This window comes from Actinomyces sp. Z5 (genome assembly GCF_003287795.1).
In the GTDB taxonomy this organism is placed as follows: Bacteria; Actinomycetota; Actinomycetes; order Actinomycetales; family Actinomycetaceae; genus Actinomyces; species Actinomyces glycerinitolerans.
Genome location: NZ_QMIN01000098.1, coordinates 1 through 25,451, shown reverse-complemented (window position 1 = coordinate 25,451; position 25,451 = coordinate 1). Strand labels below are relative to the sequence as shown.

Sequence of the window (25,451 nt, the reverse complement as noted above, 5' to 3'; positions counted from 1 at the left end):
CCGTGGCAGGGAACCAGCGCATCTACAAGCAGCGCATCCGGTCCACCGAGACGCTGCAGAAGGTCTTCCGGGCCATGGAGCTGATCGCCTCCTCCCGGATCGGTTCCGCACGCCACAACGCCCAGGAGGCCGGCCCCTACGACCACGCCCTGAGTCAGGCGGTTGCCGCCGTCGGCACCCACGCCGTCTTGGACCACCCGCTGACCCGGGAGCGGGAGGACACCAATCGGGTGGCCGTCCTGGTGCTCACCTCCGACCGCGGCATGGCCGGCGCTTACTCCGCCACCATCCTGCGTGAGACCGAGCGGCTGATCGAGCAGCTGGTGGAGGACGGCAAGGAGCCCGTCCTGTTCACCTACGGGCGCCGCGCGAGCGCCTACTTCGCCTTCCGCGGCCGGCCCGTGGAGTTCTCCTGGACCGGCGAGTCCGACCGTCCCAGCGACGCCTCCATCGAGGAGGTGGCCACCGTCATGCTGGACTACTTCCTGTCCAGCGTGGAGGCCGGGGGCGTGGCCGAGGTGCACATCGTCTTCACCCGCTTCGTGTCGATGGTCTCCCAGGTGCCCGAGGTGCGCCGCATGCTGCCGCTGACCGTCGTCGACGTCGACGGGCCCGGCGAACTCAGCCGCGAGGACCTGGCCGCCGACGTCGAGCGGGTGCGGGCCGAGCGGACCGGCGCCCAGCCCCTGTATGAGTTCTCGCCCAGCGCTGACGCCGTGCTGGACGCCCTGCTCACCCGCTATGTGCGCAGCCGCATCCGCAACGCCCTGCTGCAGGCGGCCGCCTCCGAGCTGGCCAGCCGGCAACAGGCCATGCACACGGCCACCTCGAACGCCGAGGACCTCATCGCGACCTACACCCGCCTGGCCAATGCCGCCCGTCAGGGCGACATCACCCAGGAGATCACCGAGATCGTCTCGGGCGCCGACGCCCTCGGCTCGCAATAACGGCCGCCCCACTCGATCACAGCCAACCAACCCAGTAGCTTCTGGCAGAACGGACACGGAAGAACGCATCATGACCGACACGACCCCCCAAGGGACCATCCCCGCCATCGGGCACGTCACCCGGATCATCGGCGCCGTCGTCGACGTCGAGTTCCCGCCGGACGCGATCCCCGCGATGTACAACGCCCTGAAGGTGACCGTGAACTCCACCGGTGAGGGCGACGAGACCCACGAGATCACCCTCGAGGTGGCCCAGCACCTGGGCGACAACATCGTGCGCACCGTCTCGCTCAAGCCCACCGACGGCCTGGTGCGCGGCACCGAGGTGCGCGACACCGGCGCCCCCATCTCCGTGCCCGTCGGGGACGTCACCCTCGGGCACGTCTTCAACGTCACCGGCGAGGTGCTCAACCTTGAACCGGGCGAGCGCCTGGAGATCAAGGAGCGCTGGCCCATCCACCGCCAGCCGCCGGCCTTCGAGCAGCTCGAGGCCAAGGAGCAGATGTTCGAGACCGGCATCAAGGTCATCGACCTGCTGACCCCCTACGTGCAGGGCGGCAAGATCGGCCTGTTCGGCGGCGCCGGCGTCGGCAAGACGGTCCTGATCCAGGAGATGATTCAGCGCGTCGCCCAGAACCACGGTGGCGTGTCCGTGTTCGCCGGTGTCGGCGAGCGCACCCGTGAGGGCAACGACCTGATCGGGGAGATGGACGAGGCCGGCGTGTTCGACAAGACCGCGCTGGTGTTCGGACAGATGGACGAGCCGCCGGGCACGCGTCTGCGCGTGGCCCTGAGCGCGCTGACCATGGCGGAGTACTTCCGCGACGTGCAGCACCAGGACGTGCTGCTGTTCATCGACAACATCTTCCGCTTCACCCAGGCCGGCTCCGAGGTCTCCACCCTGCTGGGCCGCATGCCGTCGGCCGTGGGCTACCAGCCGAACCTGGCCGATGAGATGGGACAGCTGCAGGAGCGCATCACCTCCGCCGGCGGCCACTCCATCACCTCCCTGCAGGCGATTTACGTGCCCGCCGACGACTACACCGACCCCGCCCCGGCCACCACCTTCGCCCACCTGGACGCCACCACGGAGCTGTCGCGCGACATCGCCTCCCGCGGCATCTACCCGGCGGTGGACCCGCTGGCCTCCACCTCCCGGCTGCTCGCCCCCCAGTACGTGGGGCAGGAGCACTACGACGTCGCCACCCGCGTGAAGTCGATTCTGCAGAAGAACCGGGAGCTGCAGGACATCATCGCCATCCTCGGTGTGGACGAGCTCAGCGAGGAGGACCGGGTGACGGTGGGCCGGGCCCGGCGCATCGAGCAGTTCCTGTCCCAGAACACCTACATGGCGGAGAAGTTCACGGGTGTGCCCGGCTCCACGGTGCCGCTGGCGGAGACCATCGAGGCCTTCCGCCGCATCACCGAGGGCGAGTACGACCACCTGCCCGAACAGGCCTTCTTCAACATCGGCGGCATCGACGACCTCGAGCGCCGCGCGGCCGAAATGGCGGACGCCTGACATGCCCGGCGAGCACAGCCTGAGTGTGGAGGTGGTCTCCCGGTTCGGGGGCGAGGCCTGGGTCGGCGCAGCCACCCGGGTCTCGGTCCCGCTGCCCGACGGCGAACTCGGCATCCTGCCCGGGCGCCAGCCGATCCTGGCGGTGCTCGGACGCGGCAACGTGCGCATCACGCCGGTCGACGGCGAGCCGGTCGCGGTGCCGGTGGCCGGCGGATTCTGTTCGGTCGACGGCGATGTGGTCACCGTGGCGGCCGACGTGGCCGGGGCGGGGGCCTCCGAGTCCAGCGCCCAGGTCACGGACGTGATCGCCGAGACCATCGTCATCCCCGGCGTGGGTATACGGGACTGATCATGAGCATGCCGGTGTGGGGGATTGTCGGTGCGATAGCGCTGGTGGTGATCATCCTCGCCGGCCTGTTCCTCACGCGGCTGCGTCATCTGGCGGGGCGCGTCGGCGCCTTCGAGTGCGCACTGCGTCCCACCGGCGGGCGGCACTGGATCAGCGGTATCGCCATCTTCGGCGACGACGACCTGGAGTGGCACCGGCTGGTGTCGTTATCGCTGCGGCCGCGTCAGCGGCTGCTGCGCGAAGACCTCGAGCTGGGCCCGGTGCACCACCGCGGTGAGGGCGGGCACGTCGTGGACGTGCCCTGCCGCTACCGCGGTGAGCGCTTTGAGCTGGCCATGGTGGAGGACTCCCATTCCGCGCTGGTCGCCTGGATCGAATCGGCGGCCCCCTCCCAGCCCACCCTCTTCTAGCTCAAGGGGGTAAGCCCCGACTTGTCCCTGTTTGGAGCGCTTGCGTCGGTTTGGACCGTCCCAGTGGCGCACGACGGCGGTCCAAACAGAGAAGCGCCGAATGGACTTGCGCGGTCCAAACAGGTGTTGATGGTCCGAGCCCGGGGACGGCAACACCCTTTGACTGACCAGTTGACATGTTTTGGTCAGTTAGTCAGGATGGGTTGCGGCGTACCCCGCGCCCCGGCCGCTGAATGGAGGCGCCATGATTCTCTGGCTCGACGACGCCGAAGCCTCCGATCGCTCACTGACGGGCGGCAAGGGCGCCTCCCTGGCGCAGTGTCGTCAGCTGGGTCTGCCCGTCCCCGACGGCTTCTGCATCACCACCAGGGCATTCCTCGCCGCCAGCCGGTCGGGTGCAGTTGATGGGCAGACGAATGGCACGCACCCGCTCCCACTTCCTCCCGGGTTTGAGTCCGCCCTGCTTGATGCCTATGACCGGCTGGGACGGCCCGCAGTCGCGGTGCGCTCCTCGGGTGCCGATGAGGACGGCCGCGAAACCAGCCTGGCCGGGCAGCACGACACTGTCCTGGGCGTGTCGGGCGCGGCCGCACTGCTAGACGCCGTACGCACCTGCTGGGCATCCGCCTTCAACGAGCGGGCCGCCGAGTACCGCCGCCGCCGGGAGATCACGGAGGCGGCGCCCATCGCCGTCGTCGTCCAAAGGATGGTGGATCCCGCAGTCTCCGGCGTGCTATTCACCCGCGACCCGCTATCCGCGGCAGCGGATGCGGCGGTGGTGAGCGCCTCGTACGGGCTCGGGGAGAGCGTGGTCTCCGGTCACGTGCTGCCCGATGTCTTCAAGCTGAGTGCCAGCCCGCCGCGAATCCTCAGCCGAACCATGGGCTCCAAGGAGACTCGGATGGACCTGGGCCCGCGGGGCGTTGTCACCACACAGGTCCCCTCGGCCGAGCGCAACCGACTGTGCCTCGACGACGATCAGCTGCTCCGCCTGCTCGATATCGGAATGCGCCTGGAGGAGTACTACGGATGCGCGCAGGACGTCGAGTGGGCGCTGTGCGACGGAGAGGTCGTGCTCCTCCAGGCCAGGCCGGTCACCGCCTTCGCCGGCCGGGCCGGCTCCGCCGCACCGCCTGCCGGACCGCGATCCATGCGCGCCCGAGCGGAGGAGTTGATCCGGGCGGACGTGGCTGAGCACCTGCCCTGCCCCTACCCCCTCGACTTGAGTGCCGCGCACCGGCTCGTCGAGGCCGTAGGGGCGCTGCTGTCCCGCGCCGGCTTCAATCCTCCCGCCCCGGAGGCACTGCTTCAAGGCGACGCCGACGGCGTCATACGCCTGCATGCGTCCCTGCCGCCGCAGAGTCTGTGGGGGCTCACGCGCCTGCCCGCCGTCGTGGGGCGCAGCCTGCGCCACGATCCCGGGTGTTGGTCCCAGGAGGAGGCCGCTATCCGCAGACGCCTTGGTCGTCTCACCCGGTGCATCGATCGATGCGCGGAAGCCGATTCGGCAGCGCTCCTGCGACTTCTGGATCAAGCGGTCGACGCCGCCGCCCACGTCCTGCACGACCGCTACCGCAACTATCTCGTGCCTCTCGCCGTTAACCGGGCGGTCACCATGCGGCTGGCGGCAATGGCGGGTCTGGGAGACGGTGTGCAGGAGGAGGACCTCTACCGGGATCTGTCCTATGTAACCGCTGCGGCTAACGCGGGAATCTCCCGCCTCGGCGAGCGGATGCGCTCACTCGGACTGGAGCGGAGGCTGCTTCAGGACGGGCCGCGACCTTTCCTGAACGGGCTCGACGCCACGCCTGCGGGACGCAAACTTCTCGCCGAACTGCACCAGTTCCTCGATGACTACGGTGCGCGAGCCGGCTCGCCCTACCTGGCGTTCTCCGCCAGATCATGGCGTGAGTGTCCCGAGGACCTGATCGGGCTCATCGCGGTGCAACTGCGCGGAATGAACGCCTCGGCCCGCGAGCGGACGGAGATTGAGCCTCCGTCCCGGCCCGCCGTGATGCAGGACGTGACGGCTCGGTTGTCTGCGCCGCTGCGTGGCTGCTGGCACCGATCCGTGGCGCGGCAGCGCGCCCTGCACGTCGGACGGGAGGGCACCCTCTACCTGATCGAGGAGTTCTTCCTCCAGGCCCGCCGGGTCATGGCTGAGATCGCCGGCAGGCTGGTGGCCGGCGGTGTGCTGGAGGAGGCGGAGGACGTGGTCCTGCTCTACGACGCCGAGGTGCGTCGGGCGCTGACCCGTCCCGCGGAGGTGGGGCTGACAAGCCTGATCACTCGACGCAAGAACGCCCGTGCGCGGGCTCGGGAGACCTGGCTGCGCAGTTGCGGCGCAACAGACGCGGTTGAGTCGGCCGACTACCGACCCGCAGAAGGACTGGCACTGCGCGGGTTTCCGTCCGCGGCGGGCAGGGTACGCGGGCGCGCGCGGGTGATCCTCGAGCCGCGGGACTTCGGGCGCTTGAACGCCGGGGAGGTGCTGGTGTGCCCGTTCACCGACCCGTCGTGGACACCGCTGTTCTCCCTGGCCGCCGGCGTCGTCGCGGACGCGGGAGGGCCTCTGTCGCACGCCGCGATCATCGCCCGGGAGTTCGGCATACCCGCCGTGCTCGGTGCCACCGGCGCCACCGCGCGGATTAGCGACGGCGAACTGATCGAGGTGGACGGTTCGGCCGGCGTCGTCACCCGGATGTCGGTGACGGCCGAACCATCAATCCCGTAACCCGCACCGGCGGAGGGCACCAACGGCAACCTTGGCTGACAGCGAATTGGGCTTGCTGGGCGGCGCCGGGCGCCCGAAGGCTAAACTTACCGGACCGGTCCTGGGGGCCGGACAGTCAAGGCACCCAGCGGCAATATGATCGCCCCATGCGCAATACCCGGCACGCATCCGACGTCGGGGTGCCGACCGTCGCTTCTGCCCTCCCCGAGCGGATCCTCACGGCCGCCGCGGAACTCGTCGGTCAGCACGGTCCCCAGAAGACCACCGTCGCCGAGATCGCCCGAGCGGCCGGCGTCGGCAAGGGGACGGCCTACCTGTACTGGCCCAGCAAGGAGAAGTTGCTGCTGGCGCTGCTCGCCCACGAGCTGGTGGTGTGGATCCGATCCGTGCGCGCCGAGGTGGTGCACGATCCCGAGCGGTTGCGCCCGTCCCGTCTGGCGGTGCTGCTGCTGGACTCGTGGCGCCATGAAGTGGTTGAACTCATTGCCTCCGACTTATACCTGCGTCGAGTCCTCGCCGCGCACCGGGATTCTCGAGAGCTCCTGGAACGATCCATGCCGATGGAACTGTGTGTGCGTGTGTTGCCTCTGATGCGCCGGGAGGGACTTGTGCGCAGTGATACCGATGCGCACGAACAGGCCTACGTCTTCAACGCCGTGATGACCGGTTTCGTCGTCGGCAAGGTGACGGAGCGGGCGGACTCTGCGGTGATCGACCCGGCCGCCGTGTTGGCCCGCACAATCCGTCAACTGCTGGAGCCCGACACTGCGCCAACCAGATCACAGTGTGAACGACTGCTGCCCGAGGTACTCGAAGTGGTCGATCAGGCTGTAGCCAATCTGGAAGAGATGAAGTACGGCGCAGCGGCGCCCGAGCGGACGGTCCGCGCACGAGGATAGGGAGGGTCCCTCGGACCCCCTGTGACACGGCCTGCCTCGAGGGCGCGCCGAGGCGGACAATCGCTTTCATGAGCACAAAACGTCCCGTTACTGTCCTGCTCGGCGCCGGAGCCATCGGCACCGCCATCGCCCGGCGCGTCACCAACGGCGGCCACATCGTCGTCGCCGACCTGCGGCTCGAGAACGCGCAAAAGGTCCGCGAGCAACTCCTCGACGCCGGTTACAGCGCCGAGGCGACGACGACGGACCTGGCCGACCCCGCCTCCATCCGGGCCCTGACGGAGCACGCCGCCTCGCTCGGGCCGGTCAGCCGCGTGATCCTCGCCGGAGGAGTCTCGCCGTCGCAGGCCGACATCCCCACCATCCTGCGGGTGGACCTGTACGGCTTCGCCGTCGCCCTGGAGGAGTTCGGCAAGGTGATCGCCCCGGGCGGCTCCGGCGTCGTCATCTCCAGCCAGTCCGGCTACCGCATGCCCGCGCTCACCCGTGAGCAGGACGCCCTGCTGGCGACCACCCCCGTCGACAAGCTGCTCGACCTGCCGCTGCTCGCCGACGGCGCCATCACCTCCACGCTGCACGCCTACCAGATGTCCAAGCGGGCCAATGGCCTGCGGGTGCGGGCGAACGCCGTCACCTGGGGGGAGCGCGGTGCTCGTATCAATGCGATCAGTCCCGGCATCGTCATCACGCCGCTGGCGCGCGACGAGCTCGAGGGGCCGCGCGGCGCCGGCTACCGCAAGCAGCTCGAGCTCTCCCCGGCCGGGCGCGCCGGCACGCCCGATGAGATCGCCGCGCTGGCTGGTTTCCTCATGGGGCCGGAGGCCGGCTACATCAACGGCACGGACGTGCTGGCCGACGGCGGCGTCACCGCCTCCTGGTACTACGGGCCGCTGTCCGCGGGCGGGGCGAACTGAGTGGGGTGAGCCGCGTCATACCTACCGAGCTCGGTACGTGACGTCAACCGACCTCGGCGGGTAAGTGCAGTCGACCTTGGCGGGTAAGTGCAGTCGACCTCGGTGAGGGGGAAGCGGGTAGGCTGCCGGAGTGCGCGTCGTCATCGCTTCCTGCTCCGTGGACTACTCCGGCCGTCTTGCCGCCCACCTGCCCCGGGCCACCCGCCTGATCATGGTCAAGGCCGACGGCTCGGTGCTGGTTCACTCCGACGGCGGCTCCTACAAGCCACTGAACTGGATGAGTCCGCCCGCCCGCCTGGCGGAGGTCGCCCCGGACGAGGAGGACGCCGAGGCCGGCGTCACCGCTCGCTGGGAGGTGACCGCCGCCAAGACCGACGACCGCCTGGTCATCCGCCTGTTCGAGATCGTCTCAGATACCAGTGTGGAGCTCGGCGTCGACCCCGGGCTGACCAAGGACGGGGTCGAGGCCCACCTGCAGGAGCTGCTCGCAGAGCAGGTGGAGTTGCTCGGCCCCGGCTTCCGCCTGGTGCGCCGCGAGTACCCCACCCCCATCGGCCCGGTCGACCTGCTCGTGCGTGACGGGGCCGGCGCCGCCGTCGCCGTGGAGGTCAAGCGCGTGGGCGGCATTGACGGCGTCGAGCAGCTGACCCGCTACCTGGACATGCTCGACCGCGACCCGTTGCTGACCCCGGTGCGCGGGGTGTTCGCCGCCCAGCAGATCAAGCCGCAGGCGCGCGTGCTGGCCGAGGACCGCGGTATCCGCTGCGTGGTGCTGGACTACGACGCCATGCGCGGCCTGGACGACCCCTCCTCCCGGCTGTTCTGACGGGTCGGCGTAGCCCGGCGGCGCGGGACCGGGCCCGAGTCACGGCGCGTGCGCCGTTCCCTCCCCGTCGTGCCGCACCCTCGCCGGGCGTTTAGCATCTGTCCATGCCCGCCGCCCGCTCCGCAGCCCCGCGCGAGATGTCCTACCTGCGCATCCTCGCCCAGGGGCTCGTCCCCGCCACCACCGCCCCCGACGTCGTCGAGGCGGTGCGCCGTCAACTCGCCGTGCAGGGGCAGCAGCCCTCCGCCGCCCCGCACGCGCTGATTCTGCGGGCCGACGGCGCCACGGGCTCGGCAGTCGACGCCGCCTTCGCCTCCGGGCACCTGGTGCGCTCCTGGCCGATGCGCGGCACGATCCACATCACCACCGCCGCCGACCACCACTGGCTGCGCGAGGCACTCATGCACCGTTCGGACGCCTGGACGCGACAGACCGAGGCGCGCCTGGGGATTGACGACGCCGTCCTGGGGCGCGCCGCCGATGCCGCGTTGGGGCTCATCGGCCGGGAGGGGCCGGTGGCCCGCAGCCGGCTGATCAGGGCCTGGCGGGATGCCGGCCTGCTCGATTCCGACCCGGCCACCAGCGGTTCCTGGCGGCGGCGACACCTGCTGGTGCGGTTGCAGCGTGAGGGGCTGCTGGTGCAGGGGCCCCGGCGCGGCAACGAGCACCTGATCATGGACGCCCGTGACCTGCCCGGCGCAGACACCGGCCCCGGCGGCAGCGGGGGAGCCGCCCACGGCGCCGCCGGACACCGCGCCGCCTTGGCGGAGATCGCCCGCCGCTACGCCACCAGCCACGGGCCGGTGAGCGCCGCCGACCTCGCCCGCTGGACCACCCTGCCGCAGGCCGAGGCCACTCGGGCCCTGGAGGACGCCGTCGAGATCACGAACGCCGCCGACTACCCGGTGGATCCGGCCACGGCCCGTGTGCCGCTGGCGCGCGCTCGGGCCGAGGGCGGTTTGCGGGGGAGCGTGCGGCTGCTCGAAGCGGGTGCCGGGGCGCGGCCCGGACGCGACGTGCTCTACCTGCGCGTCGACCTGCCGGAGCTGCTGGAGGCGAATCGGCGCGCCGTCGCCCGCACGCTGTTCCTGCCCTCCTTCGATGAGCTGCATGTGGGCTACAAGGACCGGTTGTGCCTGACCGACGCCGCCGGTGAGCGGCTGATCTGCCCGGCGAGCAACGGCATGTTCCGCCCGCTGCTGGTGGATCGCGGGCGGGTGGTGGCCGTGCGGCCCGTGGGGGAGGGGCTGCTGTGGGCCGACGGTGCCCGCCGCTCGGCCCGGCTGGAGGCCGCGGTGGACCGGGCGGTGCGGCGTGTGGAGCGGCGTCTGAGCCACTGAGTGGCCCGGATGTGACCGTCTCATCCGCACCAACCCCGCGAGACAGCAGACGTCTGATGTCTGCGTGGTTCATGCGATAGACTCGCGGGCATGAGCAACGCCGCCATGCCCGCCGACTCCGCGTCGGCCTCCTCCAATCCGGGCTCCACCTCGGCCTCCGCGGGCTCCGCCGCGGCACCGGCCACCCTCGCTCTGCGCGGCCGGGTCGTCACCCCGATGCAGATCATCGACGACGGCATCGTCGTCCTCGCCGAACGCCACATCGCCTGGGTGGGGCCGGCCACGGAGGCCGCGCGGGCGGGCTGGGCGGACCTGCTCGCCACCGCTCACAATGCTCCGGAGGGCGGCTACCTGCTGCCCGGCCTGGTGGACGTGCACTGCCACGGCGGCGGCGGCGAGTCCTTCCCCAACGCGGAAACCCCTGCCCAGGCCATGACCGCCGTCCGCGAGCACCGCCGGCACGGCACCACCAGCCTGGTCGCCTCCTGCGTCACCGCCGCCCCGGAGGTGCTCAAGGCGCGCACGCGAGTACTTGCCGACCTGTGCGACGCCGGGGAGCTCGCCGGGATCCACTTCGAGGGACCATTCGTGTCCGTCGAGCGCTGCGGCGCCCAGGACCCCACCTACATCACGGACCCCGATGCTGCCCTCACCCGTGAGCTGATCGCGCTCGGCCGCGGACACGTGGCCACCATGACGATCGCCCCCGAGAAGCCGCACATCACCGGGGGCGACGGCGTGGTCGCCGCGCTGATCGACGGCGGTGCATTGCCCTCCTTCGGGCACACCGATGCCGAGGCCGCCCCGGTGCGCGCCGCCCTGGCTGACGCCTCCGCCCGCATCGCCGCGCGCGCTGAGGCCGGCGCTCCGGTCCGCTCCGCCCGCGCCACCGCCACCCACCTGTTCAACGGCATGCGCCCCATGCACCACCGCAAGCCCGGACCCGTGCCAGAGTTCCTCGCCGCCGCCGCGGGCGGGGAGTGCATCGTGGAGCTGATCGGTGACGGCGTCCACCTGGACCCCGCCATCGTGCGCGACATGTTCGAGACGCTGGGGCGGGAGAACGTCGTGCTGATCACCGACGCGCTCGCCGCCGCCGGCGTGCCCGACGGCGACTACGTGCTCGGCTCCCAGGCCGTCACGGTTTCCGGCGGGGTGGCCCGCCTGACCGAGGGCGGGGCGCTTGCCGGCAGCACGGCGCACCTGCTCGACGTCGTGCGCACCACTTGGCGGGGCGGGGTTGACCTGGTCGACGCGGTCTTCGCCGCCTCCTGCCAGGGCGCCGAGATCGTCGGTGACGACTCCATCGGCGCACTGGAACCCGGCCTATGGGCCGACGTCGTGGTCACCGACGCGGACCTGCGCCCGGTGACCGTGATCCGCCGCGGTGAGGTCGTGGACTGACCCGGGTGGGACCGGGCGGCGCGTGGCTAGTGTCGGTTCGGGCCGCCCCCATCGGGGCCGCGGGAACTGGTCAGCCGGGCAGGCCCAGGAGCCTGTGGGTGTAGACGGCCTGCCCGGAGTGCTGGGCGGCGTCGTCGATGATCGAGGCCAGCCGCACCCCGCGAGTGACCGGCGGTGTCCAGGCCCGGTCAATGACCTCTTCAAGCGCCTGCGGCGACAAAGAACGCAGGTAGTGGCGCGCCAGGGCGTAGGCGGCGTCGAGATAGTCGGTCAGCACCGTCAGGTCGGCCACGCGCACGAGCGCGGCCTGAGCCGGTGTGTGGCGCCAGTCCTCGGTGTCGTCCGGCAGCGGCAGAGCGAACCGCTCCTTGAAGCCGGCGGCGGTCCACAGCATTTCGGTGCCCGCCAGGGCGGAGATCTGCATGTCGATCTCGCGGGCGGTGTGCCAGGCCAGCCAGCTGAGGGAGTCGATGCGCGGAGCGAGCTCCGGGGTGGGTTGAGTGTTCGCCTGTTCCACGGTGACCCCGTTCAGGGCGCGGTCGAAGCGCTCGCGGGAGCGATCCAGTGAGGCCTCCAGCAGGCCGAGATAGGGATTGGCGTTCGTGGGGGAGTCGGTGTGCTCGCTCATGCCCCCACCGTAGGGGCGGGCCGGGATTATGACCAGTGACTCGGTGCCACGGAATCAGGCCGGGCTCTGACTCGTAGCGGGCGCGGCCGGACCGGACGGTGTGCTTGCGGGCAGAGTTGCGGGCCGACCCCGAGCGATCTCAGATCGGTTGGCCGCACTGGGAGCAGAAGGTGGCGTCCTCGGTCTCCAGGTATCCGCAGGAGCGGCAGCGCAGCCGGACCACCTCGGCCGGGGCGCCCGCCGGCTTAGAAGAGCCGCCGAGTGCGGTCTGCAGGGTAGGAACCTCCTCCAGCCGCATCTGATCCTGGGCGCCTTCCGACCGCTTCCACGGTTCGGCGTCGCGGGCCTCTCCCTGGGGCGACAGCACGACGCCGGAGCCGGCCAGTCCCTCCTTGCCGACGCGTCGGATCCACTGGCCGATCCCGATCAGGATGAAACCGACGAGTGAGACGGGGAAGGACCGGAACATGCGGCCGATGTCCTGGCCCGTGTCCGAAGTACCGATCCCGGAGAAGGCGCTGAAGCCGATAAAGAAGACGCTGAAGAACATGACCAGTCCCACGCCCTGGAGCACGGCCCCGCCGTAGTAGGCGACCTTGCGCCAGGTCGGCACGTCATAGCTGCGCGGCCGTCCGCCGTTGTTCGTGTACGGGGACTGCTGGTCGGGTTTCGGGCTGTTGGTCATGCGAGGACCTCCGTTTGGGGAAGGACGCCCCACCCTAACCGACCGCCCACAAAATCACGAATCGGGAACGGGAGGTAATGCGAGTCTCTCAGAGGTCCGCATCCTAGGGCGAGATCGATGCGGCGGTGCCGGATACTGACCACTCGTGCCGGTGGACGCAGCGTCAGCGACGATCTGTCGCATTGACCGTTGGATCCTGCGGCTGATCAAGAGACGTATAGACCTCCCGGGCGGCGAAGGTGGCGTTGAGAGCTTTCGGGAAGCCGCAGTAGACGGCGGCGTGCAGCATCACTTCGGCGATCTCTTCGCGGGTGATCCCGACGTTTAGGGCGGCGCCGACGTGTACTTTGAGCTGGGGCTCGCAGCCGCCCAGAGCCGTCAGCACCCCGAGGGTTACCAGCTGCCGGCTACGCGCATCCAAGCCCGGCCGGTCGTAGACGTCTCCGAAGGCGAATGCGGCAATGTGGTGGCCCATCGCCGGGTTGATGTCGGCGAGCGAGTCGATGACGGCTCCGCCTTGGTCTCCATCGATCCGGTACAAGACGTCTTGACCATGCTGTCGCCGAGCTAGGTTCTCGGTGGATGAGATGTCGTGCTGGGTAGAGTTCATGGCTGAGGTCCTTCCGAGTAGGTGGCGAGTTTGAATTCGGTGGCCGCTAGCGCGAGTTGCAGTTGAGCGATTCGGTGGCGCAGCGCATCGCGGTGCCCGGTGAGCAGAGCGACGCGGGCGGGAATCGTCTCGGGGCCCGCGTCGACCAGCTTGATGTATCGCTGGAGATCGGCAATCGACAGGCCCGAGGCCCGCATGCGAGCGAGAAAAACTAAGCGACGAATAGTCGCCGGGGTGTAACGCCGGTGACCGACCGAGTCGCGCGTGACGGTGACCAGTCCAACACGCTCGTAGTAGCGGAGCGTGTGCGGGCTGAGCTGCAGGTGCCGGGCGGTCGTACCGATATCCCAGTCCGCCGCTTGATCATCGCGGACCAGGCCTTGCAGCGCTTCGATACCGACTCCGCCGGGTGGGTCGACCGCAAGACGCAGGGCTTGTGCTAGGGCTTCCGCATCCATACTTCGAACGCTAGGACTTCGAGTGCGCTCTAAGACAATGCGGTGCCTCGGATCGGCCGACGCGGTGACACGAAATGCACCACTTTCCCCGTCCCTGTAGGTGCAGGTCACCGCTTGACCCGCGTGATTACGGGGTTTTCCTAGTGTGGCGCGAGCGGTCCGCGTGGGAAAGTGGTGCAGATTGTGACACCTTGCTCTGCGAGTAGGCTCTGCCCGTACCGGAGAAAGGAAACCATGAGCGAGCGGCAGGCATCGGAAGGCAACCGATCCACACGGCGCGGCGGTCAGAGCCCCACGGGCCCGGCCGCCACCAGTTGGATGGAGGTCGTGCGCCTGCGCACACTGCCCGCTGCCGTCGCCCCGGTCATTCTCGGCGCCGGCGCCGCCGCGGCCCTGGGCGGTTTCTCGCTGGTGCGCACCCTGCTGGCCGCGGGCGTGGCCCTGGCGCTGCAGATCGGCTCCAACCTGGCCAACGACTACTCCGATGGCGTGCGCGGCACCGATGATGACCGCACGGGTCCACCTCGGCTCACCGCCTCCGGCCAGGTCGCTCCGCGCCGCGTGAAGTACGCGGCCTTCGGGTGTTTCGGCATCGGCGCGTTGTTCGGACTGGCCCTCGTGGCGCTCTCCGGCCAGTGGTGGTTGGTGGCAGCCGGCGCCGCCGCGGTCGCGGCCGCCTGGTTCTACACCGGCGGCTCCCACCCATACGGCTACATGGGACTCGGCGAGGTCTTCGTATTCATCTTCTTCGGGCTCATGGCCACCGGCGGCACCGTGTACGTGCAGGCCGGGAGCGTGCCCGGGTGGGTGTGGCTGGCCGCGAGCGGGATCGGCCTGATCGCCTGCTCCCTGCTGATGGTCAACAATCTGCGGGACATCGACACCGATCCGCAGCACGGCAAGCGCACACTGGCGGTGCGCCTGGGGGAGCGCGGCGCGCGGCGGGCCTTCGTCGTCATGGTGTGTACCCCGGTGGTGATGGCCGTCCTCGTGCCGGTCTGGGCGCGCGCCGACCTTACCGCGAGGGCCGCGGAGCCGGGCTCGGTGTGGACGCTGCTCGCCCTCGTCGCGGTGCTGCTCGTGGTGCTCACCGCTGCTGCCGTGCGCACGCTGCGGCCGGTGCTGGCCGGGGCCACCGGCCGGGCGCTGATCCCCGCCCTGCGCGACGCCGGCCTGTACGAGCTGGCCTACGGCGTCGTCCTGGCCGTCGCCCTGGTAGCGCTGGTGTGAGATCCGCCGGAGTTCGGCCCGACAGTTTGCACGGCTCGGATCGCGAGGGCTAGCGTCCGGGACATGGCTGACACTCACCTGATGACCCGGACCGCTGGCAGCGCCCAGGCGCTCGCGGTCATGTGTCAGGTGTGCATGTGTCGGTGCTGTCAGGCACGCTGACCCTGTCCGTGAGGCGCGACGCCCGCCGCTAGCCCGACTCAACCCCAACTCAACTCCGCGCGACTTCTGCATCATTCGGAGCCCCGCCGGGGCGCAAATCCGACCTGGATCGAGCGCCGCGGAAACCTTGGGACGAGCCATTGCTGCCGCCGTCCGCCTGTGCCTGACAGCGATCCTCCCTTTCGGACAACGCCATTTCCGTCCGCAGCCGCGCAACGATCACGTCGATGCGCCTTGAGGAGAACCCCCATGTCCACTCCCTCCAACCCCGTCAACAACCCCGAGCACACGCCCGACTCGACCCCCGAACCCCAGGCCGGCGGCACCCCTGATCCCCAGGCCGGCGACGTCACCGCCGAGAACGCCGCCGACATCCTCGCCGCAGACGACACCGACGCCGCGGAGTCCTCCAAAACCTCGCGCCTTACCCGGCGGCGCTTGCTCACCGTCGGCGGACTCGCCGCCGCGGCCGTGGCCGGCGGCGCCGCATGGCTTACGCTGCGTCGCACCAACTCCGGCGTCGTCGGCACCGCCGAGGAGCTGCCGCTGGTCATCGGCGGCGACATCTGCGCCGCTCCGCTGTACGCCGCCTACCACCAGGGCTACTTCGACGACGCCGGCCTGAACGTCACTCTCGCCCGCACCCAGCGCACCGAGGACACCAAGGACGCGCTCAGCGCCGGTAAGTACATTGGTGCCCCCGGCATCTTCTTCTCCTGGCTGGAGCCCATCTACAACGGCATCAACGCCAAGCTGACCGCGGGCTTCCACTCCGGCTGCCTGCAGCTTGTGGTCAACAACGATTCCCCTATTTCCTCATACGCGGATCTGAAGGGTGCCACCATTGGCGTCCCCTCACTGTCTTCCTCGGCCTTCGCCTACTTCTCGATCGGCCTGGCCAAGGCCGGCATCGACGTGGACCCCGAGCACGGCGACATCACCTGGACCACCATTGATGAGGACTCCCTGGGCACCCGCCTGACCAACGGCGACGTCGACGCCATCATGGGCTCGGACCCGGCCCCGCTGCTGCCCGTATTCGACGGCACCGCCCATGTGATCGAATCCAACGACGACGAGCCCTTCTGCTGCTCCGTCGCCCTTAACGGCGACTTCGTCGCCAACCGGACCGACGACGCCAAGGCACTGACCGAGGCCTGGCTGAAGGGCTCGGACTACCTGGCCGCCTCCGAGGCCAACCGCAAGGAGATCGCCAAGATCGAGGTAGACAACAACTACGTGGCCGCCGACCAGTCCCTGGTGGAGCAGGTGCTGGAGACCTACGGCTGGGAGGCCTCGGCCACCGCCTTCCGCGAGGCCATCGAGCCGGGCATCGAGGACTTCAAGCTCACCGGCTACATCGACTCCGGCATCGCCGCCGCCGAGCTCGCCGACACCGTCTACGCCGACCTGGGGATCAACCGGTGAGTGCCGCATCCCGGACGGCCGTCGCGGCGGGGCGGCCCGCTCCTGCCGACGACTCGGTCCCGGCCGGCACTGCTGTGACGCCGCCCGACCGGACCGCACCGCGCCCCTCCGCGGACCCACGTCGGCGCATCGCCCTGATTCGTCTCGCCGGGGCGGCGCTGGTCCTCTGGGCCGTGTATGTCGGAGTCGTTGTCCTGGTCCCCGACGCCGCCGACGCGCGCACGGCCAGTACGACGCCGCTGCTCGCCGGGGTCGGCGCCTGGATCGTGGCGCTGGGGCTGTGGACGGCGGCGGCCCTGGCGCGCCCGGGCACACCCGCCGCGGGGGCACTGGCCCACCGGCTGCCCTGGATCGTGTTCTTCGGGGCGTGGTTCATCGTCTGGCAGCTGACCACGGTCAAGTCCGGGCTGCTGGACCCGCCCTACTTCGTCGCCCCGGAGGTGCTCATCGAGGCCTTCCGCGGCGACTGGACGCTGCTGGCGAGGTGCCTGGGATCCTCCGCGCTGCTGTTCCTGACCGGCTACGCCGTCGGGTCTGTACTGGGCTTCATCACGGGCCTGCTCATGGGCTGGTCGCGGCGGGCCGACTACTGGCTGCACCCGCTGCTGCAGACGATCGGACCGGTGCCCGCGGCCTCACTGCTGCCGCTGGCGGTGCTCATCCTGCCGACGACGTACGCCTCGGCCGCCTTCATCGTCGCCTTCGGAGCCTGGTTCCCCATGGCGACCATGACCCGCGCCGGCGTGCGGGCGGTGCCCCGCACCTACATAGACGTGGCCCGCACGCTGGGCGCCAGCGAGTCCTTCCTGGTGCGTCGCATCGCCATCCCGGCGGCCCTGCCCGACATGCTCACCGGACTGTTCACGGGCCTGGGCACGAGCCTGGCGGCGCTGATGACCGCGGAGCTGGTGGGCGTCGACCAGGGACTCGCCTGGTACATCAACTGGGTCAAGGGGTGGGCCGACTACCCGCGCATGTACGTGGGCCTGGCGGTGCTCATCATCTTCTGCCGCGCCCTGATGATTCTGCTGTTCAAACTGCGCTCCTCGCTGCTGGCCTGGCAGCAGGACCTGGTGAGGTGGTAAACGATGACTGCTTCGACGCCCTCAACCGTTTCTACGACTTCTGCGCCGGCGCAGGCGGACGCAGCGGGCACCTCCACCACCGGCGCCGTCGCCTCGCGCGGAGCGCGGGTGCGCCTGGCCGGCATCAGCCACCACTACCCGCTGCGGCACGACGTCGACCACGGCTGGGTGCCGGCCCTCATGCGACTGGTTTCCCCCGCCGCCCGGGCCCGGTATGAGGCCGAGTCCGCCAAGCCGGACCAGTTGCCGGTGCTGGACGGCATTGACCTGGACATCGCCCCGGGGGAGTTCGTCTCCCTGGTGGGCCAGTCCGGCTGCGGCAAGTCCACGATCCTGCGGCTGCTGTCGGGGCTGGAGACTCCCAGTCAGGGCAGCGTCGTCGTCGACGGCGAGCCGGTGACCGGCACCGCCCCCGAGCGGGCACTGGCCTTCCAGGACGCCACACTCCTGCCCTGGCGCACGGTGCGGGAGAACGTCGCCCTGGGGCCACAGGCACGCGGACGCCTGGAGCCGCGGCGGGTCGAGGCGGCGCTGCAGGTGGTGGGGCTGCGCGACTTCGCCGACGCCTACCCGACCACCCTGTCCGGCGGCATGGCGCAGCGCGCGGCCCTGGCCCGGGCCCTGGTCAACCGGCCGCGCCTGTTCCTGCTGGATGAACCCTTCGGCAAGCTCGACGCGCTCACCCGCCTGACCCTGCAGGACGAGATCGCCTCCCTGTGGGCCTCGCAGGGCTTCACCGCGGTGCTGGTCACCCACGACGTGGAGGAGGCACTGCGCCTGTCCAACCGCGTAATCGTGCTCTCCGAGCGGCCCGCGCACGTGGTGGAGGACATTCGCGTGCCCGAGGGGCTGGGGCGTGACGAGGCCGCCCCCGAGTTCCAGCGGCTGCGGCGCCACATCCTGACGCTCCTGGGCCGCTGACCGGGGTAGCACAGACGACGCCCGCCCCGGCAGGAGAGTCGGGGCGGGCGCCGTCGTCGGGAAGCGAAGGGGCTCAGCGGGTGGCGGCCTCCAGGGCGACCTCCGCGTCGGGTTCGCGGGTGATGCGGTTACGCAGGTCGCGGCGCACGATTTCAATGGACCACATCCACACGATGTGGCCGAAGAACTCCGAGAAGTGCTCCGACCAGGTCTGGGCGCCGTCGATCCAGGGGAAGGGGTTGGGGGCCCAGCCCAGCAGCGGCATGACGATCACGTGCGCGCCCACGTACACGAAGACGCCGAAGACGGCACCCTGCCACAGCTTGATCCGCGGGAAGTACTCGGCGGCGATGCAGTAGATCAGGCCGAAGACGATCGCGAAGCTGAAGTGCACGATGAAGGACATGATCGGCAGCTCGTTGTTGGAGAACGTCACCGTCAGGTGCGAGGTCTCCGGGGACATGCCGAACCACTCCAGCATGGCCTGCGGCGGGTTCGTGTCCGAGCGGATGCCGGGTGTGCGCGGCGGGAAGGGCACCTCCCAGCCGAACTTGACCAGGGCGGAGAAGGTGCCGGCAATGAGGCCGACGAGTGTGGCCACGCCGAGGCGGCGTCGGGAGGGCTCGGTCGAGCCGAGCAGGCGGGTGATCCAGGTGGGCATTGAACCTCCGGGTATTGCGGCGGGGTCGCCGCGGCGATGATGAGCAGGCGCTTGCGGCGCGCTCATCTGGGTCGACCAACGATTTCACGGCGTAGCGCCGGTGTCCAAGCGACCCGGCGGCGAAGGTGGGTGTCGAACTCGTCAACACAACTCCAGCAAGCGCATAGGGTAAAGGTGTGATCTACTACCAAAGGAACGATGAGCACGGCGGAACCGCACTGGGTGTTGTCAGTGCCATCCTGGCGGTCGTTCTGGTGTGTGGTCTGCGGCTGGCGGTGATGCTCTCCGCGCTGTTTGTCATCGCGAACATGGCGGGCACGGGGGCCTTCGTACTGTTGTGCTACTTCGCGGCGCTTGGAGCCGCCTGGTACAGCGCCCACCGCTTTCTGCTGTCGCCCCGGAGCGTGCAGGTGACTGAACGCGGCATGCACATCGCCAGGGATTACCTGCCCTGGCCGCGGCGGCGCGAGGAACTTCTCGTTGTCGAGAAGCGGCGTCTGGCCAGACGCCCTCACCATCGTGCCGTTTACTACACCTCGTCTGGGCGCGTACGCATGCGCGGACTGGAGAATATGAAGCAGTACGACGACCCCGCCGTCGCACGTCAGGCGGTAGAGGACCGACTGGACCAGGTATGGGCGGCCTGTGAGTGGGCGCGTGCGGACGCGGCCAAGAGACGCCGCCAGGTGGCCGCGGAACCGGGCGCGGACGCTCAGAAGTAGTAGGGGAACGGCGACCAATCCGGATCGCGGCGCTCGAGGAAGGCGTCGCGCCCCTCGGCGGCCTCGTCGGTCATGTAGGCCAGGCGGGTGGCCTCCCCGGCGAAGACCTGCTGGCCCGCCATGCCGTCGTCGGCCAGGTTGAAGGCGTACTTGAGCATGCGGATCGCCTGCGGCGATTTGCCGACCACGATGCGCGCATACTCCAGCGCCCGCTCCTCCAGCTCGGCATGGGGGACGGCCTCGTTGACCACGCCCCAGCGCTCGGCGGTGGCGGCGTCGTAGGTGCGGGCCAGGAAGAAGATCTCGCGGGCCCGCTTGTCCCCGACCTGCCGGGCGAGCAGGGCGGAGCCGTAACCGGCGTCGAAGGAGCCCACATCGGCGTCGGTCTGCTTGAAGCGGGCATGCTCGGCGGAGGCGAGTGAGAGGTCGCAGACCACGTTCAGGGAGTGACCGCCGCCGGCCGCCCAGCCGGATACGGCCGCGATGACGACCTTCGGCATGGTGCGGATGAGTCTCTGCACCTCCAGTATGTGCAATCGCCCCGCCCGGGCGGCGTCCAGGCGCTCGCGCTGTGCGGCGACGGCGGCGTCGTGGTCGTCGGTGGGCGCGGCAGCGGCCTCGTGGTCGTCGGTGGGCGCGGCTGCGACGCTCCCGACGACGGCGTCGGGGCGGGACGTCCCGGCGTTCTCCCCGGCAGTGGACGCGGCCTCGACGTCGTCGCCCGCCTTCTCGTACAGGTAGCCGTCCCTGCCGCGCACCCGCTGGTCGCCGCCGGAGCAGAAGCCCCAGCCTCCGTCCTTGGGGGAGGGGCCGTTGCCGGTGAGGATGACGGCACCGACGTCGCCGCTCATGCGCGCGTGGTCGAGCACCCGGTACAGCTCGTCGACGGTGTGGGGGCGGAAGGCGTTGCGCAGCTCGGGACGATCCAGGGCCACCCGCACCACCGGCAGGTCGCGCACCCACGCGCCGTTGGCGTCGCGCTCGCAGCCGCGGTGGTAGGTGACGTCGGTAAGCGCGCCCGGGCCGTCGCCACGGTTGGCGAATCCGGCGACGTCGCGCCAGTGGAGGGGATCGAAGATCTCCGAGACCCGCTGCGGCAGCGGGTGGGGCGACGGCTCGGCAGTTGACGACTGGCTCATGCGCACAGGGTAAGGGGAGGAGACGGCGTCTTGGTCAGCCGGTGATGTAGGCGGCCATGAGTTCGGTGCGTGAGTTGTAGCCGAGCTCGTGGAGCACATCGGACACGTAGAGGCGGACCGTGTTCTGTGAGAGGTTCAGGCGAGTAGCAATCCGTTTGTTGGTCAACCCCTTCAGCAGGCAGGCGTGGACCTCTTGGAGGTGCGGTGGCAGCTTCTCGACGGCGGCCTGCGCCTGCCGCACGGCATCGCTCCGGTCCTGCTGCACCCGGTAGGCCTCTACGAGCAGCTCGGTGGGTCGGGAGGACATGACGGGCTCGCCCCGGGCGGCACGAACCAGGGCATGGGCGACCGCCTCCGGTGGCTCGTCCTTGGTGATGAACCCGCTGACTCCCTCGGCGAGCGCGTCGCGGAGGGAGTCCTCGCGCCGAAATACGGTGAACATGACGACGGCGATGCCGGGATGGTTCTGAATGATGGCGCGCGCGGTGTGGGGGCCGCTCAGCCCGGGCATGTCGATGTCGACGAGGGCGACGTCGATCTCCAGATTGCCGCGGCTGAGCAGGTCGAGTGCGGCCATTCCGTTCTCGGCGGTGGTGACGACGGTGACGGGCGGCTGCGCATCGATCTGCTCGGCGAATACGGTGCGGATGAGCGGATCGTCATCCACGATCATGATCCGCAGCGGTGGGGTTACCTCAGACATGGGACGCTCCAGTGCGTTCCGGTAGTTCGGTGGAGTGGGTCGTTCCTGGGTGATCAGGTGCCGGGGCGATCGGGATGGTTGCCAGGACGGTCCAAGACTCACCTACCCTACTGGCGACGAGCTCGCCACCGGCCTTCTCGAAGCGGCTCGTCAAGGTGGCTAGGCCGTGTCCGCCGTGCAGTTCGGCGGGGACCTCGCGGTCACGCCAGGGCGCGGTGAAGGTGATCGCCAGGTGCTTCTCGACCGGTTCGACTACCAGCGAGAGCAGATCGCCGTCGTCACTGTACTTCAGGGCATTGACGGTGCACTCGCGAATGAGTGCCGCGAGCAATCGGCTGGCTTCGGGCCCGTACCGCGGGAGAAGACGTTCGGTATTGTCCAAGTCCGCATCAAGGGTGATGGACCGCTGCGCAAGTGCCTTCCTGCTGGTGGCGACGAGTTCGGGGATGGTAGGTTCTTCGACCTGGGAATGCGGGGATGTCGCGAGGTTGTCGATGAGCGCGCGCAGGTGACCGAGGGACTTGCGCGCGTTCGCCTCGACGGCGGCTGCTTCGGACTCGTGCTCCGGGGCCGCCTCGCGCAGCTGGCGGGTCAGGATCAGTAGGTGAGTCAGGTCCGCGGCGAGGTCGTCGTGCAGGGTGTCGGCGATGTCACGGCGCAGTTGGCGGTTGAGCGCATCGGCGGCCTCGCGAGAGGCCTTGGCCTCCCGCTCAAGTGCATTCATTCGCCCGCCAACCCATTGAAGTAACAGCCCCACACCGGCGCAGATGACGGCCCAGAGCGCCATTGGGGCAAGAACGTCTGCGGGTGTATCTGCCGAGGGGAGTTGGACGATGTGTACGGTGAGGAAGACCGCGACGGCGACTAATGTGCGTCGATGTGCAATTAGGTCAATGACGGCAACGTACGGGAGTAACGACGACCATGCGAGGTGTGCATCCGGAAGCAAAAATACTACTGCAAGCGTCGTGGCATACACTAGCGTGCCGGTGCGTTGATTTCTCATATAGGCGATGAAGGCAACGAACTGAAGAGCTTCCCATCCTGCAGAAATGGGTGCAGGTGAAGCAATGAGCCAGTGCAGGTCTAATGTCAATGTTAGGCCAGCTGCTAGGGCTAATGCAATCACCCTTAACTGCGTGCGCTTCAGCGGAAGGGTGGCCGTCATTGTTGTTGGCACAGCGTCGAAAAAGGCACGAAAATGCACCATGGTAGTGGATAGTTCTTGCCGTCTGGGGAGAAGGCGGGTGCTGTGGCGAGGGTGATTGTGAGCGCTAGGCAAATGATGTGGGCCTTGTCAATGCCCTGCCTGATCTTCTTCGATCCGGTTGCCATCTTCGTCAACGTAGTACCCTTCATCGTCGATCTCCTGGAAACTCAAGCGGCCGTCCTGAATCTCCTCGGCGAAGTGCTCGCGTGTCATCAGGCGCACTTGGCGGCCGCGCTTCATCATTTCCTCGTGGTTGAGGGTGGTGTTCCAAGGCTTCTCAAGCGTGACGATGATGACCATGTAGAAGATCCAGGTCACCAGGGTGAGGGTGAGTATTGAGGACGACGCAAGCAGCGTGGCAGCGGCGGAGCCTGCAACGGCTGGGCAGATGAGCGATATGACAGTCAGGGTCGGTCCCTCGGGGTCCTGCGACCGCTTGGCTCGCATGATCAGCCGCGACGCCGTCGCGTCGAGAACCTCCCGTATGACTGCGGCCACGATCGCGAATGCGACCACGCGGTCGATGGTCAGGCCCATGTGGGTCAACGCCGACAAGATCCCTGTGACGATGCCAAGACCGAGTCCATCAAGCAGAGCCATGAAGGCCCTCCCGGAAGCCAGCGCCCAGAGCGGGATTGCTGGGCGCCAGCGGGAGTCGGATTCCTGTGTTGTGGTCGCCATGGGTTCTCCTGATTGGATTTCGTCCGTCGATCTGCGATCGGCCGATACCTGTCAGGGTGAGTGTAGGGAAAGTATGAGCCGAATCATAGACTGATCTTCGTCAGGGTTGTCGTGCCAGACCGCTATGCAAGCCGGATGTTCCGCATGGTGTCACTGCTGCCGACCGGGGTGCTATCGGTCGTCTCCCTCTGGTGCGGGGATCTTCCCGTACAGCCAGTAGAGCAGTAGGAAGGAGACCAGCGCCGTCGTGCCGAATACCAGGATCGCGGGCAGGGGCTCCACCAGCAGCACCCCGATGAGCGCCATGGCAGATGCCTGCACGACGAGTTCCAGCGCCTCGCCGAGGAACTGGCCCACGTGTGACTTGGAAACGAAGTCGCCCCAGAGGATCACCACTGCCAGCCAGGTCAGCATCAGAAGCGGCGGCAGCCAAACCAGCGTGAGACCACCGTACTTGGGTCTGCCGACGGGTAGAAGGGCGACTGCTGCCAGGGCGAGGTACATCGGCGCCGTGACCATGACAACCATCACCGAGAGCACGACGTACCCGCGTAATTCCTGCAGCGACTTTTTCATGCGGGATTCCTTCGGAACCAGGGGAGAAGCGTCGGTGTAGAGGCTCGGTCTAATTATTGCCTTCTCGAAGTCGCAGCCACTGAATGAATGTGCCCAAGACCGCGGTTATCCACGGCGTTGGTGTCAGTGTGACAGCCTGTAGGCTGGCGCCATCGAGAATAGCGAGCGCGATCACTGAAAGCATGAATACGAGGCAAAAGCTCCCAACCAGTATCGTTATCGTTCTCCCTGAAGCGCGGTAGGTGGTTTTCATTTCCGGCTCCTCGTTGATCCTTCGGGCGTGCGCGTGGGTCGACCTCGACGCTCCGGTCGGTGCGGCAGCTGTACCGACGCCTCCTCCACCCCATTTTATGCCGCGCGGGTGTGCCCGAACAGTTGACCTTCGTCAGGTTGTTCAGCTGCCTGTTCCAGTGTCCGTCGGCGCACGCTCGAGCGGAGCGCCGTGCACGGCTCGCCGCGCTGGCCGGGCCGTACCGGCTTCGGAGGGCGAGTTGAGTATCGTCCGGGGGCGCGTGCCATACTTGCAAGGTCTTATGGGGTTCTTCGTGTTTGTGGGTGTGGATGGAGCCGGGATCGGTTCGCCTGCGTGCTTGGCGCTGACGTCGTCTACTACGCCGGTTCGGGGTTTACTACGCCGGTTAGGTGTCTGCTGAAGGGTTCTGGGCCCTTCAGCGGAGGTCTAACTGGCGTAGCAGACGCCGAAGGGGCGCAGCAGAGGCCGAAGGGGCGTACCCAATGATCGGGCCCTGGCCTTGATTCCACTGGCTCTACGCCCGCGACGCCGCCCCACCCCGGATGCTCGCACCACCAACCTCCACACCCCCTACGAAGAAACGGTTCGCCGTCAGGCACACAGACTCCTCGCGCTCGGAGACGTGGCGGGCCAGGAGCGGCGGCTGACCAGGTGGTGGTGGACGCGTGCGCCCCAGTGGCGCACCACGCGCCGCGGTCGACGGTTCGCCACCTCTTGCAACGGTTCGTGGGGCAGACGCACGGCGCCGGAAGTGGCGAGTCGTTGGAGCTACCTGACGAACCCCCACCCAAACACACGAACCGCTCACCCCGACGCCGACCCGAGGACATCCCCGCCAGCCCGACAATGTCCTATGACCGGCCAAAACGACCTCGCCAGCCCGAAAATGAGGGTTATAGGCGCGAACGTGTTGCTTTAGACCGGCGTGTCGGGGTGTTCTAGCTGGTTCGTCCG

General features: G+C 68.8%; 25 protein-coding genes. 15 read left to right on the top strand and 10 right to left on the bottom strand.

Going from position 1 to position 25,451, the window contains the following annotated elements:
• Positions 1 to 2: 2 nt before the first annotated feature.
• The 10 genes from DRB06_RS13050 (at position 3) to DRB06_RS13005 (ending at position 11,345) form a co-directional block, all read left to right on the top strand.
• Entirely contained in the window at positions 3 to 947 is a 945-nt protein-coding gene (locus DRB06_RS13050; protein ID WP_073328712.1) for a F0F1 ATP synthase subunit gamma, read from the top strand.
• Positions 948 to 1,017: 70 nt separating this feature from the next.
• Entirely contained in the window at positions 1,018 to 2,469 is a 1,452-nt protein-coding gene (gene atpD, locus DRB06_RS13045; RefSeq protein ID WP_111820186.1) for a F0F1 ATP synthase subunit beta, read from the top strand.
• A gap of 1 nt (position 2,470) precedes the next feature.
• Positions 2,471 to 2,818 carry a F0F1 ATP synthase subunit epsilon gene (locus DRB06_RS13040; protein ID WP_073328717.1) on the top strand — a complete coding sequence of 116 codons (348 nt, stop codon included), beginning with the start codon at positions 2,471 to 2,473 and terminating at the stop codon, positions 2,816 to 2,818.
• Positions 2,819 to 2,820: 2 nt separating this feature from the next.
• Entirely contained in the window at positions 2,821 to 3,228 is a 408-nt protein-coding gene (locus DRB06_RS13035; RefSeq protein ID WP_170866463.1) for a DUF2550 domain-containing protein, read from the top strand.
• Positions 3,229 to 3,472: 244 nt separating this feature from the next.
• A complete protein-coding gene (locus DRB06_RS13030) occupies positions 3,473 to 5,962 on the top strand; it encodes a PEP/pyruvate-binding domain-containing protein (protein ID WP_111820185.1) in 2,490 nt (829 codons plus the stop codon).
• Between the two features lie 146 nt (positions 5,963 to 6,108).
• Complete coding sequence (locus DRB06_RS13025) at positions 6,109 to 6,861, top strand: TetR/AcrR family transcriptional regulator (RefSeq protein ID WP_111820184.1); 753 nt, start codon at positions 6,109 to 6,111, stop codon at positions 6,859 to 6,861.
• A gap of 68 nt (positions 6,862 to 6,929) precedes the next feature.
• Positions 6,930 to 7,775 (top strand): SDR family oxidoreductase, encoded by an 846-nt coding sequence (locus DRB06_RS13020; RefSeq protein WP_111820183.1) that lies wholly within the window; start codon positions 6,930 to 6,932, stop codon positions 7,773 to 7,775.
• A 130-nt stretch (positions 7,776 to 7,905) separates the two neighbouring features.
• Positions 7,906 to 8,601, top strand: coding sequence for an endonuclease NucS (gene nucS / locus DRB06_RS13015; RefSeq protein WP_111820182.1), 696 nt, complete (start codon positions 7,906 to 7,908; stop codon positions 8,599 to 8,601).
• 104 nt (positions 8,602 to 8,705) lie between these two features.
• Positions 8,706 to 9,941 carry a DNA glycosylase AlkZ-like family protein gene (locus DRB06_RS13010; RefSeq protein WP_111820181.1) on the top strand — a complete coding sequence of 412 codons (1,236 nt, stop codon included), beginning with the start codon at positions 8,706 to 8,708 and terminating at the stop codon, positions 9,939 to 9,941.
• Between the two features lie 216 nt (positions 9,942 to 10,157).
• The gene (locus DRB06_RS13005; protein ID WP_258522269.1) at positions 10,158 to 11,345 is read left to right on the top strand and encodes an N-acetylglucosamine-6-phosphate deacetylase; all 1,188 of its coding nucleotides are present in this window, start codon (positions 10,158 to 10,160) and stop codon (positions 11,343 to 11,345) included.
• 70 nt (positions 11,346 to 11,415) lie between these two features.
• On the opposite strand, the gene DRB06_RS13000 is transcribed toward DRB06_RS13005, so the two are convergent.
• From DRB06_RS13000 to DRB06_RS12985, 4 genes are all read right to left on the bottom strand, one after another.
• Positions 11,416 to 11,973 carry a DUF664 domain-containing protein gene (locus DRB06_RS13000; protein WP_073328735.1) on the bottom strand — a complete coding sequence of 186 codons (558 nt, stop codon included), beginning with the start codon at positions 11,971 to 11,973 and terminating at the stop codon, positions 11,416 to 11,418.
• 139 nt (positions 11,974 to 12,112) lie between these two features.
• Positions 12,113 to 12,658: a zinc ribbon domain-containing protein gene (locus DRB06_RS12995; RefSeq protein ID WP_073328738.1), complete on the bottom strand. Its 546-nt coding sequence runs from the start codon at positions 12,656 to 12,658 to the stop codon at positions 12,113 to 12,115.
• Between the two features lie 163 nt (positions 12,659 to 12,821).
• Positions 12,822 to 13,268, bottom strand: a complete 447-nt coding sequence (locus DRB06_RS12990) for a carboxymuconolactone decarboxylase family protein (protein WP_111820180.1) — start codon at positions 13,266 to 13,268, stop codon at positions 12,822 to 12,824.
• Positions 13,265 to 13,726, bottom strand: a complete 462-nt coding sequence (locus DRB06_RS12985; RefSeq protein WP_073328743.1) for a MerR family transcriptional regulator — start codon at positions 13,724 to 13,726, stop codon at positions 13,265 to 13,267. Before DRB06_RS12985 ends, DRB06_RS12990 begins: the two co-directional genes overlap by 4 nt.
• Before the next feature lie 234 nt (positions 13,727 to 13,960).
• Between DRB06_RS12985 and DRB06_RS12980 the strand changes: the two genes are divergently transcribed.
• The 4 genes from DRB06_RS12980 to DRB06_RS12965 all read left to right on the top strand — a co-directional run bounded on the left by DRB06_RS12980 (position 13,961) and on the right by DRB06_RS12965 (position 18,552).
• Positions 13,961 to 14,956, top strand: a complete 996-nt coding sequence (locus DRB06_RS12980; protein WP_111820179.1) for a 1,4-dihydroxy-2-naphthoate polyprenyltransferase — start codon at positions 13,961 to 13,963, stop codon at positions 14,954 to 14,956.
• 411 nt (positions 14,957 to 15,367) lie between these two features.
• Positions 15,368 to 16,546 (top strand): ABC transporter substrate-binding protein, encoded by a 1,179-nt coding sequence (locus DRB06_RS12975; protein ID WP_111820178.1) that lies wholly within the window; start codon positions 15,368 to 15,370, stop codon positions 16,544 to 16,546.
• Positions 16,543 to 17,631 (top strand): ABC transporter permease, encoded by a 1,089-nt coding sequence (locus DRB06_RS12970; protein WP_395994454.1) that lies wholly within the window; start codon positions 16,543 to 16,545, stop codon positions 17,629 to 17,631. The genes DRB06_RS12975 and DRB06_RS12970 overlap by 4 nt, the downstream gene beginning before the upstream one ends.
• Positions 17,632 to 17,634: 3 nt before the next feature.
• Positions 17,635 to 18,552: an ABC transporter ATP-binding protein gene (locus DRB06_RS12965; RefSeq protein ID WP_111820176.1), complete on the top strand. Its 918-nt coding sequence runs from the start codon at positions 17,635 to 17,637 to the stop codon at positions 18,550 to 18,552.
• A gap of 73 nt (positions 18,553 to 18,625) precedes the next feature.
• On the opposite strand, the gene DRB06_RS12960 is transcribed toward DRB06_RS12965, so the two are convergent.
• Positions 18,626 to 19,213 (bottom strand): DUF1440 domain-containing protein, encoded by a 588-nt coding sequence (locus tag DRB06_RS12960; RefSeq protein WP_111820175.1) that lies wholly within the window; start codon positions 19,211 to 19,213, stop codon positions 18,626 to 18,628.
• A gap of 176 nt (positions 19,214 to 19,389) precedes the next feature.
• Between DRB06_RS12960 and DRB06_RS12955 the strand changes: the two genes are divergently transcribed.
• A complete protein-coding gene (locus DRB06_RS12955; protein ID WP_111820174.1) occupies positions 19,390 to 19,935 on the top strand; it encodes a hypothetical protein in 546 nt (181 codons plus the stop codon).
• On the opposite strand, the gene DRB06_RS12950 is transcribed toward DRB06_RS12955, so the two are convergent.
• The 5 genes from DRB06_RS12950 to DRB06_RS12930 all read right to left on the bottom strand — a co-directional run bounded on the left by DRB06_RS12950 (position 19,926) and on the right by DRB06_RS12930 (position 24,244).
• Positions 19,926 to 21,074 (bottom strand): 1,4-dihydroxy-2-naphthoyl-CoA synthase, encoded by a 1,149-nt coding sequence (locus DRB06_RS12950; RefSeq protein WP_111820173.1) that lies wholly within the window; start codon positions 21,072 to 21,074, stop codon positions 19,926 to 19,928. The two genes, DRB06_RS12955 and DRB06_RS12950, sit on opposite strands and share 10 nt — an antisense overlap.
• A gap of 34 nt (positions 21,075 to 21,108) precedes the next feature.
• Entirely contained in the window at positions 21,109 to 21,777 is a 669-nt protein-coding gene (locus DRB06_RS12945; RefSeq protein ID WP_111820172.1) for a response regulator transcription factor, read from the bottom strand.
• A complete protein-coding gene (locus DRB06_RS15895) occupies positions 21,770 to 22,987 on the bottom strand; it encodes a sensor histidine kinase (RefSeq protein WP_146750896.1) in 1,218 nt (405 codons plus the stop codon). The genes DRB06_RS12945 and DRB06_RS15895 overlap by 8 nt, the downstream gene beginning before the upstream one ends.
• Positions 22,988 to 23,074: 87 nt before the next feature.
• The gene (locus tag DRB06_RS12935) at positions 23,075 to 23,668 is read right to left on the bottom strand and encodes a hypothetical protein (protein WP_111820170.1); all 594 of its coding nucleotides are present in this window, start codon (positions 23,666 to 23,668) and stop codon (positions 23,075 to 23,077) included.
• A 171-nt stretch (positions 23,669 to 23,839) separates the two neighbouring features.
• Entirely contained in the window at positions 23,840 to 24,244 is a 405-nt protein-coding gene (locus DRB06_RS12930; RefSeq protein ID WP_111820169.1) for a hypothetical protein, read from the bottom strand.
• Positions 24,245 to 25,451: the final 1,207 nt, after the last annotated feature.

Excerpts from the sequence above, each read along its gene's own strand:
- atpD (WP_111820186.1), top strand. The coding sequence starts at position 1,018 with ATGACCGACACGACCCCCCAAGGGACCATCCCCGCCATCGGGCACGTC.
- DRB06_RS13040 (WP_073328717.1), top strand. The coding sequence starts at position 2,471 with ATGCCCGGCGAGCACAGCCTGAGTGTGGAGGTGGTCTCCCGGTTCGGG.
- DRB06_RS13035 (WP_170866463.1), top strand. The coding sequence starts at position 2,821 with ATGAGCATGCCGGTGTGGGGGATTGTCGGTGCGATAGCGCTGGTGGTG.
- DRB06_RS13030 (WP_111820185.1), top strand. The coding sequence starts at position 3,473 with ATGATTCTCTGGCTCGACGACGCCGAAGCCTCCGATCGCTCACTGACG.
- DRB06_RS13025 (WP_111820184.1), top strand. The coding sequence starts at position 6,109 with ATGCGCAATACCCGGCACGCATCCGACGTCGGGGTGCCGACCGTCGCT.
- DRB06_RS13020 (WP_111820183.1), top strand. The coding sequence starts at position 6,930 with ATGAGCACAAAACGTCCCGTTACTGTCCTGCTCGGCGCCGGAGCCATC.
- DRB06_RS13010 (WP_111820181.1), top strand. The coding sequence starts at position 8,706 with ATGCCCGCCGCCCGCTCCGCAGCCCCGCGCGAGATGTCCTACCTGCGC.
- DRB06_RS13005 (WP_258522269.1), top strand. The coding sequence starts at position 10,158 with ATGCAGATCATCGACGACGGCATCGTCGTCCTCGCCGAACGCCACATC.
- DRB06_RS13000 (WP_073328735.1), bottom strand. The coding sequence starts at position 11,973 with ATGAGCGAGCACACCGACTCCCCCACGAACGCCAATCCCTATCTCGGC.
- DRB06_RS12995 (WP_073328738.1), bottom strand. The coding sequence starts at position 12,658 with ATGACCAACAGCCCGAAACCCGACCAGCAGTCCCCGTACACGAACAAC.
- DRB06_RS12990 (WP_111820180.1), bottom strand. The coding sequence starts at position 13,268 with ATGAACTCTACCCAGCACGACATCTCATCCACCGAGAACCTAGCTCGG.
- DRB06_RS12985 (WP_073328743.1), bottom strand. The coding sequence starts at position 13,726 with ATGGATGCGGAAGCCCTAGCACAAGCCCTGCGTCTTGCGGTCGACCCA.
- DRB06_RS12980 (WP_111820179.1), top strand. The coding sequence starts at position 13,961 with ATGAGCGAGCGGCAGGCATCGGAAGGCAACCGATCCACACGGCGCGGC.
- DRB06_RS12975 (WP_111820178.1), top strand. The coding sequence starts at position 15,368 with ATGTCCACTCCCTCCAACCCCGTCAACAACCCCGAGCACACGCCCGAC.
- DRB06_RS12965 (WP_111820176.1), top strand. The coding sequence starts at position 17,635 with ATGACTGCTTCGACGCCCTCAACCGTTTCTACGACTTCTGCGCCGGCG.
- DRB06_RS12960 (WP_111820175.1), bottom strand. The coding sequence starts at position 19,213 with ATGCCCACCTGGATCACCCGCCTGCTCGGCTCGACCGAGCCCTCCCGA.
- DRB06_RS12950 (WP_111820173.1), bottom strand. The coding sequence starts at position 21,074 with ATGAGCCAGTCGTCAACTGCCGAGCCGTCGCCCCACCCGCTGCCGCAG.
- DRB06_RS12945 (WP_111820172.1), bottom strand. The coding sequence starts at position 21,777 with ATGTCTGAGGTAACCCCACCGCTGCGGATCATGATCGTGGATGACGAT.
- DRB06_RS15895 (WP_146750896.1), bottom strand. The coding sequence starts at position 22,987 with ATGGTGCATTTTCGTGCCTTTTTCGACGCTGTGCCAACAACAATGACG.
- DRB06_RS12935 (WP_111820170.1), bottom strand. The coding sequence starts at position 23,668 with ATGGCGACCACAACACAGGAATCCGACTCCCGCTGGCGCCCAGCAATC.
- DRB06_RS12930 (WP_111820169.1), bottom strand. The coding sequence starts at position 24,244 with ATGAAAAAGTCGCTGCAGGAATTACGCGGGTACGTCGTGCTCTCGGTG.